Genomic DNA, 16,192 nt, shown 5'->3' with positions numbered 1-16,192 from the left:
CCCTACAGGAGAATGACCCACCCCATGAATTGCCCCGGTTGCAGCGTCGAGATGGCCGAGCTCGAAGGGGAGCATGAGACGCTGCGCAAGTGTGGAGAGTGCGGCGGACTTTGGATCGACGTCGCGGATCTCAACCGGATCCTCCTCCACAACAATCTTCCCGGGCTCGAGAGCCAGGGCGGCAAGGTCGACGCCGAGGCTCTCACGGGTCAGTGCCCCGAGTGCCAGGTGGACCTCGTCCGTGTAGACGGCGGGGACAGACAGCACCCGCTGCACTACGACACCTGCGAGTCCTGTGGCGGCATCTTCCTCGAGTCGGAGTTCGCCGACGCCACCGATGCCAAGGTGGCCGAGCAGGAGATCATCGACTTCTTCCGCCACTTCGGCGCCAAGAGGAAGTCAGCCGCCGTCTGACGCCCCTCCGGGGGTGTCCCCTTCCCTCCCCCTCCCGGCCCGTACCCCACGGGCCAGGAACGCCACGGCTCCGTCCACGGTCCCATCCTTTTCCGGGATGAAACCGCCGGCGGGTCTGTTGGCGAACCTTGACACCCGGGCGCCAGGGGATTGAGTAGGCGCCCGAATGCCAAGAGGGAACGGAATGCGACGTCTGGGGTGGGTGTGGCCGTGGGCCCTGCTGCTCATCGGCTGCCCGAGCGGCTGCTCGAAGAAGGACAGCGAGGCGCCGGACGCCGGTCCGGTGGTCGTCGGACCGGAGCAGCTGGACGAGAAGGAGCCGGATGACCGGCCCGACCAGGCCCTCACCCTCGGCCGGGACGCGACGGTGAGCGCCAGCCTGGGCGCGGATCCGTCCAAGCCCGACGAGGACTGGTACCGGCTCGCCCCCGGAGGCCCGAGCGTGGCGGACGTCACCGTCTCCGGCATTCCCGGCGGCGACGTGGTGCTGGAGGTGTACGACGCGCCCGGCGTGCGCAGCGCCAGCATCAACAGCGCGGGCAACGACAAGCCGGAGCGCTTCCCCAACCTCTCCGTCGAGCGCGAGCGCTGGGTGCGCGTGGCCTCGGCGCGCAAGGGCACCGGCGGCGCCTACACGCTCGACGTCCGCTACCACCCCGCCGAGGAGGGCGTGGAGCGCGAGCCCAACGACCGGGCCGTGGACGCCACCCCGATGCAGCTGGATCTGGCGGTGACGGGCTTCATCGGTCACGCGGGTGACGAGGACTGGTACCGCCTGGAGCTGCCCGAGCCCCTCGGAGGGACTCCCCCAGCGCCGGCCCCCACCGAGGACGCGGGCGGTGCCACCGGTGCCGCGCCCGGCGCCACGCCGCCCACCCCGGACCAGGCGCAGGCACAGTCGCCCGAGGGGACCAATCCCCCGCTCCCGACCCCCGGCTCCTCCGAGGAGGCTCCCCCCAGCGCCGGGGAGACCGCGAACGCCCCCACCCCCACGGGTGAGGACACGCCGAGCGGCACCGGCACGCCGGCACAGCCAGGGGGCTTCCCCCAGATTCAAGTCCCCGTGCCCGTCCCGGGCCAGCCGGCTCCCCCGCCCGAGGAGCCCGCCGCGGTGGCGCTGAGGCTCGAGCTCACGGGCGTCGAGGGCGTGCGGACGGAGCTGTCGGTGCTCTCGGCGGCGGAGGCGCCCCTGTTCACCACCAAGGGCAAGGAGAGCGAGGGCTTCGCGCTGCGCAACGTGGGCGTGCGGGCGAGCGATCGCGTGGTGTACGTGGTGGTGAAGAGTGGCTGGACGGGGACGGGCAAGGACGCCAGGCGCGGCTTCAGCTCGGAGAAGGCCTACACGTTGAAGGTGTCCCTGGAGGAGGCCGGAGCCAACGCGGAGCTCGAGCCCAACGAGGAGCTGTACAAGGCCACCCCGCTGCCGATGTCCGGCTACAAGGAGGGCTTCCTCTCGCCCAAGGGGGACGTGGACAACTTCGTCCTGAGGACGAGCGAGCCGATGCTGGCCAAGGTGGAGCTGTCGGGGGTGGACCTCATGGACCTGGAGCTGTCCGTGGTGGAGGCCCCCGAGGGCGAGGGCCAGAAGGAGACGGTGGTCCAGCGCGTCAACGAGGGCGCCATCAAGGAGCCCGAGCGCCTGAACAACGTGGCCTGCGGCGGCACCTGCTACTTCCGGGTGCAGGGCGCCGCGCGCAAGGTGGACGGCAAGTGGGTGCGCGACTACGAGAACGCGGACCAGCCCTACCGCCTGAGCATCACCACCGTCCCCGACAACGGCAGCGAGGAGCGCGAGCCCAACAACGCGACGGAGCGCGCCATGGAGCTCACCCCGGGCAAGCCGGTGCGCGGCACCGTCTACCCGCTCAAGGACGTGGACTACTACCGGCTGGACCTGTCGGACCGGCCCGTGCGCACCGCGCTGAAGGCCACCCTGCTGGGCATCCTCAAGGTGGACGTGGGCCTCTACCTGTACCGCCAGGGCGAGGACGGCAAGCCGTCGCTCGTGCAGACGTCGGACCGCGCCAAGGGCGACCAGCCCGAGGTCATCCGCTACAGCGCCGAGCCCGGCGTCTACTTCCTGGAGGTCCGCGACGCCCGCAACCGCGAGGCCAACTTCCAGGATGCCTACCAGCTCACCGTCGAGGAGGGCGAATAGCCACCCTCGATTCTTCTCGTTGACAAGCCGCGTCCGGCTCCCTACTTTGGGCCTGCTTCCAACGCGGTGGTAGCTCAGTTGGTAGAGCACGAGCTTCCCAAGCTCGGGGTCGCGGGTTCGAATCCCGTCCGCCGCTCACCAGGCCGGCAGTTCCTCGGTTCACCGAGGAATTGCCGGCTTCGCTGTTTTCTGGGCCACAATGCGCCGCATGCGCATTCCCCTTCTTCTCCCCACGACTCTCGCGATGCTCCTCCTGGCGTCCACTGGATGCAGTGGCGGCGGAGGCAATGGTTCGGGTGACCCGTCGAACGATGGTGGAACCCCCGGCGAGGCGGCCATCCCCGGGCTGACGTCCATCACCGTCGAGCCCGCGGATCAGCTGCTGCTCATCGAGGCCGGACAGACGTCCGCCACCGCCACCTACCGCGCCATCGGCACCTTCGAGGACGGCAAGACGCTCGACATCACCCCGCGCGTCCGCTTCTCGGTGGACAACAACTTCATCGGTGGCTTCTCGGGCAGCACCTTCACCACCTACAAGAACCAGGGTGGCGTGACGACCGTCTCGGCCATCGCGGGCACCGTGCGCGGCACGACGCAGGTGTCCGTGAAGCTGCGCGGCAGCGTGAAGGATCCGGCCTCCTCCTCCGTGCCCGACAACGCGGCGGACCTCTTCTCCGGCCCCGCCAGCGACACGCGCAAACCCGACCTCGTCTACCCCAATGACGGCGTGCTCCTGCCCCCCAACATTCGCGGCGTGGAGCTCCACTTCCTGCCCGGCACCTCCAACACCCTCTTCGAGCTGGCCTTCCAGAACAGCCTCACCGACCTCAAGGTCCACCTGCGCTGCGCCCAGCCCCTCAACGGCGGCTGCGTCTACCGGCCGGACGACACCACCTGGCTGTGGCTCTCCCAGACCAACCGCGGTGGCGAGCCCGTCACCGTCTCCCTGCGCGGCACCGACGACTCGGGCTCCCAGGTGGGCACCGCCGCGTCGCTCGCCCTGTCCTTCTCGCAGGACGACCTCACCGGCGGCCTCTACTACTGGACCACCTCCAACGGCTCCGCGATCATGCGCTTCGACTTCACCAGCGCCTCGGGGACCTCGGGCGAGAAGTTCATCGGCCCGGAGGCCGCGGGCGGCAAGTGCCTCGGCTGCCACGCCCTGTCGCGCGACGGCAAGAAGCTCGTCGCCGAGACGAGCGGCCAGAACGACGGGCGCCTCGTGCTGATGGACGTGGGCACCAAGTCGCTCCTCGTCCCCTTCGACCAGGGCAGCGCCTCTCCCGACAAGAGCATCTTCGAGTCCTGGAACCCCGATGGCTCGCAGTACGTGGGCGTCTACGCGGACTCGGGCGCCACCGACTTCAACCTGATGCTCTTCAACGGCAACACCGGCAAGAAGGTGCAGCGCATCGACGGCACCGGAACCAGCACCAACCCCGCCAACCACCCCGACTGGTCCATGGACGGGCAGAAGATCGCCTTCGTGACCGTGGGCGTGAAGGGCACCAACCAGCGCTTCGGCAAGGGCGCCATCCAGCTGGTCAACCGCACCGACAGCGGCTGGAGTGCCCCGGTGACGCTCGCGCCCGCCGTGGACGGCAGGAACCGCTACTACCCGGCCGTCTCTCCGGACAACACGTTCGTGCTCTTCAACGAGTCCACCTGCCCCAGTGGCACCTACGTGAGGGACTGCAACGCGGACAGCGATCCCTCCGCCCGGCTGTTCGCCGTGAAGGCCGAGGCCGGCTCCACCCCCATCGAGCTCACCCACGCCAACGCCCCCGGCAAGCGCGACTCCGGGACGAACCTCACCAACTCGTTCCCCAAGTGGGCCCCCTTCCGCTACCAGCGCACCCGCGAGCCGGGCTCCAAGCTGCAGTGGTTCACCTTCTCCTCCAGCCGCAGGTACGGACTGCGCAACCCGCCCGCCGGTGGCGATGAGAACCCCAACGGCACCCTGCTGTGGATCGCCGCCGTCGACCCGGACAAGGTCGCGCTCGGGCAGGATCCCAGCTACCCCGCGCTCGTGCTGCCCATCCAGGACATCTCCACGTCCAACCACATCGCCCAGTGGACCACGGAGGTCGTCCCCGTCATCCGCTGAGGCCGTGGCCTCCCCGGGCGCTCACAAACGGCCAGTGGCCCCTCTCCCTTCGGGGAGGGGTTGCTGGCCGGGGTCTTCCCTGCCTCCCATCCGAGGGAGGAATTTTTCCTCGCGGCCAACTGTGCAGAGTCCGCGTGAATTCTTTCCGTACTCGTCTGCCCCTCGGCCGTTCGGCCGTCCTCATCCTCATCGCCACCCTGCTCTTCCTGGCGCAGTACGCCATGGCGTCCAACCCGGAACCCGCAGCGGTCCAGGGCGCCTCGATGGCGCCTCCCGCTCAGGTTCCCCCCCAGGCGGAGCTGCTCTCCCGTGGCCACAGCGGAGCCCTGCGCGCCGTCGTCGTGCCCCCGGGTGAATCCCTCCAGCCGCACCTCTCCGTCCCCGAGAGCCTGAAGGAAGCGCGGTGGCTCGCCGTGGGCTCCGGAGCCCAGACGCCCGCGTCCCTCACCCCCGAGGGCTTGAAGGCCCCGGGTCAGCCGGGTGTCTGGACGCTCGGCGGCTCGCACGCCGTCATCACCCCCGTCCACTTCGACGGCTCCTCTCCGCGCCTCAACGGCTACCACATCGGCCGCTGGCCGGCCCGCACCGCCGGACGCACCGGCAACTACGCGCCTCCGGAGCTCCTCATCGAGGTGACACCCCAGAACCAGGACTTCGCCGTCTCCGAGCACTTCCGTCTGAGGAACTTCCTCACCAAGGATCAGGCCCACGTCTGGCCCAAGTACCTCGTGCTCGACCTGCGGCTGGTGGACAAGCTGGAGCTGGTGCTCCAGGAGCTGCGCACCCAGGGCCATCCGGCCAAGGGGCTCCACGTGATGAGCGGCTTCCGCACGCCCCAGTACAACGGGCCCGGGGAGAAAGGCCGCGCGAAGTTCAGCCGCCACACCTACGGCGACGCGGCCGACGTCTGGCTCGATGACGACGGCGATGGGCAGATGGATGACCTCGATGGCAACGGGCGCGTCGACGTGAAGGACGCCGAGGTGCTCGCCCGCGCCGTGGACAAGGTGGAGCAGCGCGTGCCCGAGCTCATCGGCGGCTACGGCGTCTACCGCGCCAACCGCGTCCACGGGCCCTTCGTCCACATCGACGTGCGCGGCACCCCCGCCCGCTGGAGCAAGCGCTAACCGCGCGTGGTGGGCACCGGATTCATCGCCAGCGCCCGCCTCACCTCCAGGTCGCGCTCGTAGATGTCCCGCCGGAACGCCACCCGGCCCTCCGCGTCCACGAAGGCCGTCCAGTAGAGCAGGTACACCGGCACCGGCGCGGGCAGCTCCACCCGCCGGGGCGCTCCGGCCTTCTCCATCTCCGCCGCCAGCGACGCCTCCGTCCACCCCTCGTGGCCCCGCAGCATGAAGTCCGCGAGCTTCGCCGGCTCGGACACCCGGACGCAGCCGTGGCTGAAGGCCCGGTTCGCTTTCGTGAAGAGCGCCGGGTTCGGCGTGTCGTGCAGGTAGATGGAATACGGGTTGGGGAAGATGAACTTCACCTGGCCCAGCGGGTTGGACTCCCCGGGGGCCTGCGCGAAGCGGTAGGTCAACGGGCCTTCCCCCAGGGCGTTCCAGTCCACCGACCTCGCGTCCACCGCCTGCCCCGTGGCCTTGTCGATCACCGTCAACCCGAGCGTCTCGGCCGCGCCCGCGTCCTCCCGCAGCTTCGGCAGCACCTCCTCCTGGGTGATCTTCCCCGGCACGTTCCACTCCGGGTGGAGCACCAGGTACTCCACCTCGTCCGCCAGGAGCGGCGTGCTCCAGTCCGGCTCTCCGATGATGACCGGCATCCGCAGCACCGTGTGCCCCCGCTCCACCGCCTCCAGCTCGAAGGCCGGCAGGTTCACCATCACGTACCGGGGCTCGAGCTCCCTCGGTGCCCAGCGCCAGCGCTCCAGGTTCACCAGCAGCTGCGCGATGCGCTCCTCCACCGGCACCCGCAGTGCCTTCAGCGTCTCCCCGCCCACCTTCCCGTCCGCCTCCAGCCCCTGCCTGCGCTGGAAGCTCTTCACCGCCTCCTCCAGCTTCGCGTCGTAGAGGTCCTCCGGTACCGGCGTCCGCGGGGACTCCGGAGCCACCTCCATCGCCGCGCGGACGAGGTCCCCCACCAGCACCACGGAGCTCACGCCCGGAGCCCCCGGGTAGAGCAACCGCTCCTCTGGAGCAGGCGGCAGATCTCCCGTGACACGCAGCCGCTCGCGCAGCACCGCCACGCGCGGATCCTTCATCCCCGGCTCGAGCGGCCCGCCCTCCGGCACCAGCGGCCAGCCTCCGGCGGCGGCGATGGCGCGGTAGCGGGCGAGCGCCTCGCGAAGCCGCACGAAGCCCTCGTGCGTCGGGGAGAAGCTCCGCAGCGTCGCGCACAGATCGCCACTGGCGAGCGCTCCTTCCATCACCGCCGCCAGCACCACCGCGCCCGGCGGCTTCGTCCGCCACGGGCCGCGCCGCGAGGACACCTGCCCGGACAGGAGATGCGAGGCGTAGGAGATGAAGCTCGACGTGAGCCGCAACTCCACTTCCATCCACGAGTCCTCCGGCTCACCCTCGAGCGCCAGCCGTCGCAAGGCGTCGTCGAGCGCCGAGCGGTGGTAGCGCTCCGGCCACAGGCCCTCCGACTCCGCCTCGCGGAGCGCCGCGAGGAACTGGCCCGCCTGCGGCCGCACCGCGCCGTCATAGGAAAACCACGCCGGTTGGAAGCCCCGGGTCTCGTAGAAGCGCAGCAGGGCCTGGGACATGGCCCTCGGCTCCTCCTCGGCCCGGGCGTGGACCGCGGACTCGAAGGACGGAGGCGCACCGCCCTTCGCGAGCACGGGAGTCCCGAGAAGCAAGCCGCACAGCAGGACGAGCCAGGAGCGCATGGGGCGACGGTAGGCACCCCGGAAGGACGAGGCAGGCAGGCGGGCTCGGCCGCTCGCCCTCCTGACCGTTCAGGTCCGGTGACAGGCGGCCAACGGAGCCTTGACTGAACGTCCTTTCAGCTTCACCCTGGGAGTGTGAAACCCCGTCCCGTCTCCAATCCGCCCAACCCCTGGGACACCACCGCGGTGGAGTACCTGGAGGAGATTCCTCCCGCGAAGCTGGAAGTGCTGGAGGACCACAGCCGCGAGGTGCTGGGGCGCAACGACAGCCCGGACGTCGGCTTCACCTGGAGCGTCAATCCCTACCGGGGCTGCCTCCATGCGTGCGCGTACTGCTACGCGCGGCCCTACCATGAGTATCTCGGCTTCGGCGCCGGCACGGACTTCGAGACGAAGCTGGTGGTGAAGCCCAAGGCCGCGGAGCTGCTGCGCGCCGCCTTCGAGCGCAAGAGCTGGAAGGGCGAGTCGGTCGCCTTCAGCGGCGTCACGGACTGCTACCAGCCGCTCGAGGCCTCGCTGCGTCTCACGCGGGCCTGCCTGGAGGTGTGCGCCGAGTACCGCAACCCGGTGGGCATCATCACCAAGGGCCCCCTCATCGAGAGGGACCTGGACGTGCTGACGACGCTCGCGCAGGAGGCGCGGCTGTCGGTGTACATCACCCTGCCCTTCCACGACGAGCAGGTGGCCCGCGCCATGGAGCCGTACGTGGCCACGCCCCGAAGGCGCCTGCAGACCGTCGAGCGGCTGGCGGCGGCGGGCATCACCGTGGGAGTGGCGGTGGCGCCCGTCATCCCCGGGCTGAACGACGAGGACATGGTGCGAGTCCTCACCGCGGCGCGCGAGGCCGGAGCCACGCGGGCCTTCTACACGCTGCTGCGGCTGCCGGGCCCGGTACAGGCCGTCTTCGAGGAGCGCCTGCGCGAGAAGCTCCCGCTGCGAGCCGAACGCGTGCTGCACCGCATCCGCGAGACGCGCGGGGGCGAGCTCAATGATGCGCGCTTCCGCGTCCGCATGCGCGGCGAGGGCCTCTACGCGGACACCATCCACAAGCTCTTCCACACCACCGCGCGCCGAGTGGGGCTGAACACCACGTGGAGCATGGAGGAAGAGGAGAAGGAGAGCCCCTTCCGCCGCCCCATGAAGCCGGGCACCCAGCTCAGTTTCTTCTGACTCCCGCGAACGGCCGGTTGACGCGGAAGGCTCCGCCAGTCCTACGCTCCCGGTGAGGCGTCTCACGCGCTCGGCTCCGCGAGCCGAGAGGGGGTGGAGCAGATGCGTCGGTGGCTGGGAATCGGTGTCGCGCTGGCCGTGCTGGCGGCCGTGCTCGGGTACGCGAGCGGCACGTGGACGGACAGGCCCGCGAGCGACCTGACGGAGGAGGAGACCGGGCGGCACGAGGGAGCACGGGACACCGCTCGACACCAGCGCCCGGTGAACGCGCTCCTCGAGGCGCCACTCCCCGCCCCTCGCGGAAGCCTCCACATCCGTGGCACCGTGGTGGGGCCCCAGGGCGAGCCCGTCCCCGGCGCGGTGGTGGTGGCCACCTCCCCCACCCCGGACGAGGCGCTCTCCGAGCTGCCCTGCCAGTGCGACAACCACTGCGAGCAGAAGCTGCTCCAGTGCGGCTGCGGCATGGCGGCCTCCCAACAGGCGGAGCTGGTGACGGTGCGGCGGGGAGAGGCGCCTCCCCTCGCACGCACCACCTCGGACGCGCGGGGCCACTTCTCCCTCGAGGGACTGGAGACGGGCCGCTATGCCCTCTGGACCGAGAGCCCCTTCGGCACCGCGCTCCGGCAGGACGTCGGGACGGGCACGGAGGACGTCGAGCTGCGGGTCGGCCAGGGAATGACGCTCTCGGGCCACCTCACCGACGAGGAGGGCCGGCCCGTCCCGGGGACGCTCGTCACCGCGATCTTCGTCGAGCACAGCCGCTTCTTCGACACACTCTCCGACGCGGAGGGCCGCTGGCGCCTCGGGCCACTGCCGGAGGGGGAGTACAACCTCGTCTTCGCCAAGGAAGGCTTCCTGCACGAACACGCGATGGTGCGCGAGCTCTCCGAGCGCGAGCAGCCCGTGACGCTCCTGCGGCCGCTGCGGCTCGCGGGCCAGGTGACGAGGGGTGGCAAGCCCGTGCCGGGCGCCCGGGTGCGCGCCGAGGGCGAGCACCGCAAGCTCGACACCCCCACGAACGAACAGGGCCGCTTCTCCTTCGAGGGCCTGCGCCCGGGTTGGTATGAGGTGGGTGCCACCTTCTCGGGACTGGATGCGGCCGGGCAGGCGTTGCTCCAACCCGGCGTGGACGACTCGGAGCTCGTGCTGGAGCTCGGGGCGGGCGCTCGGGTGATGGGGACGGTGCGAGACACATCCGGCCGGCCCATTTCCGGAGCCAGGATCTCGATGCAGTCCCTCGTCGCTGAATACGGGCACCCGTGGAGGAAGACCCGGACGACTTCGGAGGGCACCTATGAGCTCGGCCCCATCGAGCCAGGGAAGTACCATTTCAGGGTGGAAGCGCCGCGGTACCTGAACCCGCCGCCCGTGGTGAAGTACGTGGAGGGGCCCACCTCCCAGGACTTCGTCCTCGAGGAAGCCGCCGTGGTCGAGGGCCGGGTGGTGGGACCCCGTGGCGAGCCCCTCGAGAACGTGACGCTCCTGCTGAAGGACCTCGGCGACGAGGAAGTCGTCCGGTCCTCCAGCGAGAAGGATGGCACGTTCGCGCTCGCGGCACCGAAGCCCGGCAACTACCAGCTCCAGGCCGATCATGGGGACTTCACGCCCATCACGCGGCCCGTGTCGGCACCATCGACTGGAGTCCAGGTCGTGCTGTCCACGGGCGCGGAGGTGGTGGGCGCGGTGGTGGATGAGACAGGGGCGCCCGTCTCACGAGCGACGGTCTCGATAGCGCCGCCCGAGCCAGAAGCCGGCTCGAGGCCGGAGAGGCAGACCACCACGGACGAGCAGGGACACTTCACCCTCGAGGGGTTGCTACCCGGAAAGTACGTCCTCTCCGCCCGGGATACACCGAGCGCGGAAATGCGAAAGGTCTCCCGGCCCGTCGAGCTCGTGGGAACGCAATCGCTCCAGGTGCGGCTCCAGCTCCCCGCGGGGCTACCGCTGGCGGGCATCGTCGTCGATGGCGAGGGCAGACCCGTTCCCGAGGCCCGCATCCGAGCCTATCGACTGATGGAGCCGGGGGAGGAGGAAAGGGCGTACTACGCGAACGGGGCGGAGGGCCCCTACACGGGGGCCGACGGGCGCTTCCAGCTGCGACACCTCGAGACCCGGCGTTACGAGGTGAGCGCCGTGAAGGATGGGTATGTCTTCGATGCGAAGGCGAGCGGGAGCACGAGCTCGGAGACCGGAAGCAGCAATGACGGTATCGAGGTCCGGGCGGGTGCCACGAACCTGCGTCTCGTCCTCCAACAGCGAGGCACCATCCGCGGACGCGTGGTGCGCACCGACGGCACGCCCGTCACGCGCTTCCAGCTCAATGGCGTCCAGATGACGCACCCCCAGGGAATCTTCACCTGGCCCATCGACCAGAGCGGAACGGCGAAGCTCGACTTCACCGCTCCGCGCCTCGTGGGAACCACTCGCGAGCTCCAGGTGAAGGAGGGAGAGGACACCACGCTCGGCGAGGTGGTGCTCGAGACCGGCCGCACCCTCCGGGGCAAGGTGGTGGATGCGGCCACCGGCGGCCCCGTCTCCGGAGCGATGGTGGGCGTGAGCGACACTCCGGTGGACACACGGGAGCTCGGCTCCCTCCGCGAGGGGGACGGCGCGGCGCGGACCCAGGGCGACGGCTCCTTCACCCTCTCGGGTGTCGAGGAGCGCCCCCTCACACTCACCGTGGTGCATCCGGCGTACATCCAGAAGCGGATGGCGCTCGATTCCCAGCGGACGGAGGTGACGGTGTCGCTCGACAAGGGAGCCATCCTCCGGGGAAGGGTGAACCTGGCGGAAAAGCGCTTGTACGGCATCGGCATCCGCTCGCTGGATGGGTCCTTCGAGAAGCACGAGCCCGTCGCCGAAAGCGCCTACGAATTCCGTGGCCTGCCCGCGGGCAGCTACATCGTGCGGCTCAACGGCAGGCACATCGACCGAGCGCGGACGATCCATCCCCAACGCGTGGAGATTCCCACCCAGGGCGTGGTGACGCTCGATTTCGAGGAAGCCCGGGCCGGCACCACACTGAGGCTGAGGCTGCTCGGGGTCGACATGAAGCCCTACTCCTTCGGTCTCCTCCTCGTCGATGGAAGCGTCCCGGCGCCGGACTCACCTGAAGCCTTGCAGCGGATGGTGGTGTCGGCCTACTGGCCCTCGTCCTCGGACGAACCGGGCCTCTTCCACTTCCCCTTCATCCCGCCGGGGACCTACACCCTCCTCCTGGTGCGCAAGACTGACCAGGACGTCGCTCTGCACCACGAGGTACTGGAGTTGCCCGACCCGGGCGAGGTGTCACGCGATGTGACTCCCCGGTGGGAGCGCCGTCCGAGCCGGCAGCTCTTTGGCGACAGACGTCCCTGAGCCAAGGAGCTGCCGGGCCCTCACGTCCAACGGTGCGCTACCAGACCTCGCAGCGCTGCGCGGCCGGGCTCACCATCTTCGAGCCCTCCTTGCACTGGAAGGCCTTCTGGAACGTCGGCAGGTTCACCACCGGCCCGTTCACGCGCCAGTACGGCGGCGAGTGCGGATCCAGCACCGCCATCTGCCGGGCGAAGGCCTCGCGGTACTTCGAGCACCACGACTGCGCGTAGCCGAGGAAGAACTGCTGGCTCGGCGTGTAGCGGTAGCCGTCCGCCTTCTTCGCCGCGTCCGCATCCTTCGCCAGCCACGCCTCCATGGCCGCGTGCGCCAGCTTCAGGCCACCCAGGTCCGCCACGTTCTCGCCGAGCGTCAGCGCCCCGTTCAGCTTCACGTCATCCACCGCCGTGTAGCCGTCGTACTGGTTCTTCACGCACGCCACGCGCTCGCGGAAGGCCTTGTCCGAGGTCGGCGTCCACCAGTCCCTCAGGTTGCCCTGCGCGTCGTACTGGCGGCCCTCGTCGTCGAAGCCGTGGGTGATCTCATGCCCCACCACCATGCCCATCGCGCCGAAGTTCACCGCCGCCGAGGCCTCGCGGTTGAAGAACGGAGGCTGGAGGATGCCCGCCGGGAAGACGATCTCGTTGAAGGGCGGGTTGTAGTAGGCGTTCACCGTCGGCGCCGACATGAGCCACTCGGTCTTGTCCACCGGCTTGCCAATCTTCGCCAGCTGCCGCGCCTGCTCGAACGCCGACGCGTTCAGCAGCGAGCCCAGGAACGAGCCCCGCTCCACCTTCACGTCGTCGTAGTTGCGCCCCTTGTCCGGGTAGCCAATCTTGTTGACGATCTTCCGCACCTTCACCAGCGCCTGCTCGCGCGTGGCCGCGTCCATCCACGCCAGCGTGTCCAGGTTGCGCTCGAAGGCCTTCTCGATCTCCTCCACCATCTGCTGCGTCGTCTTCTTGCCGTCCTCACCGAACGTCTGCGTGATGAAAGGCACCGCCAGCGCCTCGCCCAGCGCACCGTTGGTGAAGCGCACGCACTTCTTCCAGCGCGGCGTGTCCTCCTTGGCACCCGTCAGGTTCTGCGCCGTGAAGCGGAAGCGCTCTTCCTGGAAGCTCTTGGGCAACGCCGGGGTGACGCTCGTCACGTAGTGCCAGGTCAGGTACGGCTTCCACGCCTCTGGCTTCAGCGTCTTCACCAGCCGGTCCACCTCCTGGAAGAACGGCGGGTGGCTGACGTTGATCGGCTGCACGTCCTTGGCCCCCGCGGCCGTGAAGTACACGTCCCACGCGAAGGTGGGCGCCGTCTGCTTCAGGCCCTTGCGCTCCAGCCGGTGGTACAGCTTCTGCGGCTCCCTGCGCTCCACCCGCGTCATCGAGCCCTTCGCCAGCGCCGTCTCCGTCTCCATCACCGACGCCGCGCTCTTCGCCGCCTGCTCCGGCGTCTCGCCCAGCAGCACGAAGATGTTCTTCATGTGCTCGACGTAGGCCGCGCGCAGCGCCTTCGACTTCTCGTCGTCCTTCACGTAGTAGTCACGGTCCGGCAGCCCCAGGCCTCCCTGGTCCACCTCGCCGATGACCTGCGTGGCGTCCTTCAGGTCCGTGTTGGAGCCGAAGCGGAAGAGCGGGAACACGCTCTGCGCGTGCAGCGTCCCCACCACCTGCGCCAGCTCCTTCGCGTTCTTCACCGCCGTCAGCTTCGTCAGCTGCGCCTTCAGCCCCGGCAGCGACGCCTCGAGCTGCGCCTCGTCCATGCACGCGCCATAGAAGTCACCCAGCTTCCGCGCATGGGGCGTCCCCTCCGGCGCCTTCCCCTTCGCCGCCGCCTCCAGGATGTCCCGGAGCAGATCCTCGTTGCGCGCGGCGATCGTGTCGAAGCCCCTCGACCAGCGCGGGCGATCCGCCGGAATCTCCGCGGTCTTCACCCAGTTGCCGCACGCGTACTCGTAGAAGTCCTCGCACGGATCCGCCTTGTCGTTGATCGCCGCTCCGTCGAGCCCCGGCGGCAACGGCTTCGCCTCCGGCGCTGGCGCCGGCTGCTCCGGCGTCGGCTGCGGCGGCTGGGGCGCGGGCTCCGCCGTCTTGCAGGCAGACGCGAGGAGACAGCAGGCGGCTAGCAATGCCTTTCTCATCCAGTATTTCTCCATGTCGAGTGGAAGAGGGGGCCGCACCCTACTCGGCGCCCCGCTCCCTGCAACCCCTGGATGAGCGCCTCGGCTCGTTCACCCTCTACTCGACAGTGGGTGACACGGTGCGACACGGTCGCTCGGAGCGTCACTCGGGAAGACCCTCACCCCGGCCCTCTCCCAGAGGGAGTCGGAGCGGGCAACCCGGGGGACTGATTCCTACTCCTTGCCCAACATCCCGTCCTTCAGGCTCTCGTCCACCGGACTCTGCCCCAGCCACACCGAGAAGAGCGCGTCCGCGAAGTCCTTCCCCTCCACCGAGATCTTCTGTCCCGCCTTGCTCTCGATGGTCGTTCCCTTGCCCGGCGCGTACGTCAGCACCAGCTCGTCACCCTTCTTCAGATCCGGAATCGCCGCCGCGAAGGTGTCCAGCCTCTGCTGCAGCGCCGGAAGCTTGTCCTTCGCGTTCTTCTTGAAGCCATCCACGATCGCGTCCGTGATCGTCTTCTTGTCCAGGTCCCGCAGCATCGCCATGCGCACCCGCTTCACCTGGTCCGACCCGATCACCTCCTGCGCGTTCTGCGACGTCTTCTCCGCGTACAGGCCCACCGCGTAGACCTTGAACACCATCTTCTTGCGCAGGCCCACCCCGTTGAGCTTCAGCTCCTTCCCCTCGGCCGACACCGTGTCGGGGAACTGCACGCCCGCCACCTCCTTGGCGGCGGCGGGCAGCGCGAGCACTACGGCCATCACGACGGCGAACAGCGTGGCGTTCTTCTTCATGACCCCTCCTGCTAGGTAGAGGCCGCCACGCTACCCGTTCTTGCGGATGAACTCCTCCATGAACGAGACCAGCGTCTTCACGTTGTCCACCGACACCGCGTTGTACGTGGACACGCGGATGCCTCCCGTGAGCCGGTGTCCCTTGAGCCCCACCATCCCCGCCTTCTTCGCCTCCGCCACGAACTTGTCGTCCAGCGCCTCCGAGGGCAGCTTGAACACCACGTTCATGAACGAGCGCGACTCCCTCTCCACCGGCGCCTGGTAGAACCCCGCGTGCTTGTCCAACGCCCCGTAGAGCAGCTCGCCCTTCTCCCGGTTCCACTTCTCCAGCTGCGCCAGGCCTCCCACCTGCTTCGCCCACGCCAGCACGTTGCGGCACAGGTAGATGGCCAAGGTCGGCGGCGTGTTGTAGAGCGAGTTGTTTTCCGCGTGCGTCGAGTAGCGGAAGATCTTCGGGATGTCCTTGCGTCCCCGGGCGATGAAGTCCTTGCGGGCCACCGCGATGAGGACGCCCGAGGGGCCCAGGTTCTTCTGCGCCCCCGCGTAGATGAACGCGAAGCGGCTCACGTCCGTCGGCTTCCACATGAAGTCCGAGCTCATGTCCGCCACCAACGGCACGTCCCCCACCTCGGGCCACGTGTGCCACTGCGTGCCGTAGAGGGTGTTGTTGCTCGTCATGTGCACGTAGGCGGCCTTCGGGTCCACCTTCACCTCGTCCGGCCGAGGCACCCGCACGTAGCGCTTGTCCGGCAACACCGTGGTGGCGGCGATGCGCGCCTGCCCCACCAGCTTCGCCTCCTCATAGGCCTTCTCGCTCCACCCCCCCGTGATCAGGTAGTCCGCGCTGGCCCCCGGAGGCAGGAAGTTCATCGGAACCTGCGCGAACTGCTGCGCGGCCCCTCCCGTGAGGAACAGCACCTGGTGGGTGTCCGGGATGCCCAGCAGCTCGGTGAGCAGGGAGATGGTCTCCGTGTGGACCGCCTCGTACTCCTTGCCCCGGTGGCTGTGCTCCATGATGGACATGCCGGAGCCCTGGAAATCGATCAGCTCGTCCCGCGCCCGCTCCAGGGCGGGCAGGGGCAGTCCAGCGGGGCCGGGGTTGAAGTTGATGACGCGCATGGCTGTGTCCTCACGAAAGTGAACAACCGCGCGGCCATTCTGCCCAACGCCCCCCCGAGGGGAAGCGAGAAGCGCGCTATCCGTCCACCCCTGGGCGTGTGGCCGCTC

10 protein-coding genes and 1 tRNA gene are annotated in these 16,192 nt (G+C 69.3%); 7 read left to right on the top strand and 4 right to left on the bottom strand.

Translation table 11 applies throughout. From position 1 onward, the window contains the following. Positions 1 to 24 precede the first annotated feature (24 nt). The 5 genes from JRI60_RS18825 to JRI60_RS18805 all read left to right on the top strand — a co-directional run bounded on the left by JRI60_RS18825 (position 25) and on the right by JRI60_RS18805 (position 5,809). Positions 25 to 414, top strand: coding sequence for a zf-TFIIB domain-containing protein (locus tag JRI60_RS18825; protein WP_204229002.1), 390 nt, complete (start codon positions 25 to 27; stop codon positions 412 to 414). A 184-nt stretch (positions 415 to 598) separates the two neighbouring features. Beyond that, complete coding sequence (locus JRI60_RS18820; RefSeq protein ID WP_204227240.1) at positions 599 to 2,572, top strand: PPC domain-containing protein; 1,974 nt, start codon at positions 599 to 601, stop codon at positions 2,570 to 2,572. Positions 2,573 to 2,635: 63 nt separating this feature from the next. Beyond that, positions 2,636 to 2,708 (top strand) — tRNA-Gly (locus JRI60_RS18815). 72 nt (positions 2,709 to 2,780) lie between these two features. Beyond that, positions 2,781 to 4,682: a TolB family protein gene (locus JRI60_RS18810; RefSeq protein WP_204227239.1), complete on the top strand. Its 1,902-nt coding sequence runs from the start codon at positions 2,781 to 2,783 to the stop codon at positions 4,680 to 4,682. A 134-nt stretch (positions 4,683 to 4,816) separates the two neighbouring features. After that, complete coding sequence (locus JRI60_RS18805; protein WP_204227238.1) at positions 4,817 to 5,809, top strand: D-Ala-D-Ala carboxypeptidase family metallohydrolase; 993 nt, start codon at positions 4,817 to 4,819, stop codon at positions 5,807 to 5,809. On the opposite strand, the gene JRI60_RS18800 is transcribed toward JRI60_RS18805, so the two are convergent. Then, positions 5,806 to 7,530 carry a L,D-transpeptidase family protein gene (locus JRI60_RS18800; RefSeq protein WP_204227237.1) on the bottom strand — a complete coding sequence of 575 codons (1,725 nt, stop codon included), beginning with the start codon at positions 7,528 to 7,530 and terminating at the stop codon, positions 5,806 to 5,808. The genes JRI60_RS18805 and JRI60_RS18800 overlap by 4 nt on opposite strands. 135 nt (positions 7,531 to 7,665) lie before the next feature. Between JRI60_RS18800 and JRI60_RS18795 the strand changes: the two genes are divergently transcribed. Both JRI60_RS18795 and JRI60_RS18790 read left to right on the top strand, forming a co-directional pair. Next, positions 7,666 to 8,700, top strand: a complete 1,035-nt coding sequence (locus JRI60_RS18795; protein ID WP_204227236.1) for a PA0069 family radical SAM protein — start codon at positions 7,666 to 7,668, stop codon at positions 8,698 to 8,700. Between the two features lie 102 nt (positions 8,701 to 8,802). Continuing rightward, a complete protein-coding gene (locus tag JRI60_RS18790; RefSeq protein WP_204227235.1) occupies positions 8,803 to 12,057 on the top strand; it encodes an MSCRAMM family protein in 3,255 nt (1,084 codons plus the stop codon). A 37-nt stretch (positions 12,058 to 12,094) separates the two neighbouring features. On the opposite strand, the gene JRI60_RS18785 is transcribed toward JRI60_RS18790, so the two are convergent. The 3 genes from JRI60_RS18785 to serC all read right to left on the bottom strand — a co-directional run bounded on the left by JRI60_RS18785 (position 12,095) and on the right by serC (position 16,084). After that, the gene (locus JRI60_RS18785; protein ID WP_204227234.1) at positions 12,095 to 14,188 is read right to left on the bottom strand and encodes a M13 family metallopeptidase; all 2,094 of its coding nucleotides are present in this window, start codon (positions 14,186 to 14,188) and stop codon (positions 12,095 to 12,097) included. 213 nt (positions 14,189 to 14,401) lie between these two features. After that, the gene (locus JRI60_RS18780) at positions 14,402 to 14,965 is read right to left on the bottom strand and encodes a chalcone isomerase family protein (RefSeq protein ID WP_204227233.1); all 564 of its coding nucleotides are present in this window, start codon (positions 14,963 to 14,965) and stop codon (positions 14,402 to 14,404) included. Between the two features lie 30 nt (positions 14,966 to 14,995). Then, positions 14,996 to 16,084 carry a 3-phosphoserine/phosphohydroxythreonine transaminase gene (gene serC / locus JRI60_RS18775; RefSeq protein ID WP_204227232.1) on the bottom strand — a complete coding sequence of 363 codons (1,089 nt, stop codon included), beginning with the start codon at positions 16,082 to 16,084 and terminating at the stop codon, positions 14,996 to 14,998. Positions 16,085 to 16,192: the final 108 nt, after the last annotated feature.

It is taken from the genome of Archangium violaceum, assembly GCF_016887565.1.
Classification (GTDB): Bacteria; Myxococcota; Myxococcia; order Myxococcales; family Myxococcaceae; genus Archangium; species Archangium violaceum_B.
The sequence above is the reverse complement of the archived record's forward strand: the minus strand, read 5'-3'. Positions and strand labels throughout refer to the sequence as shown.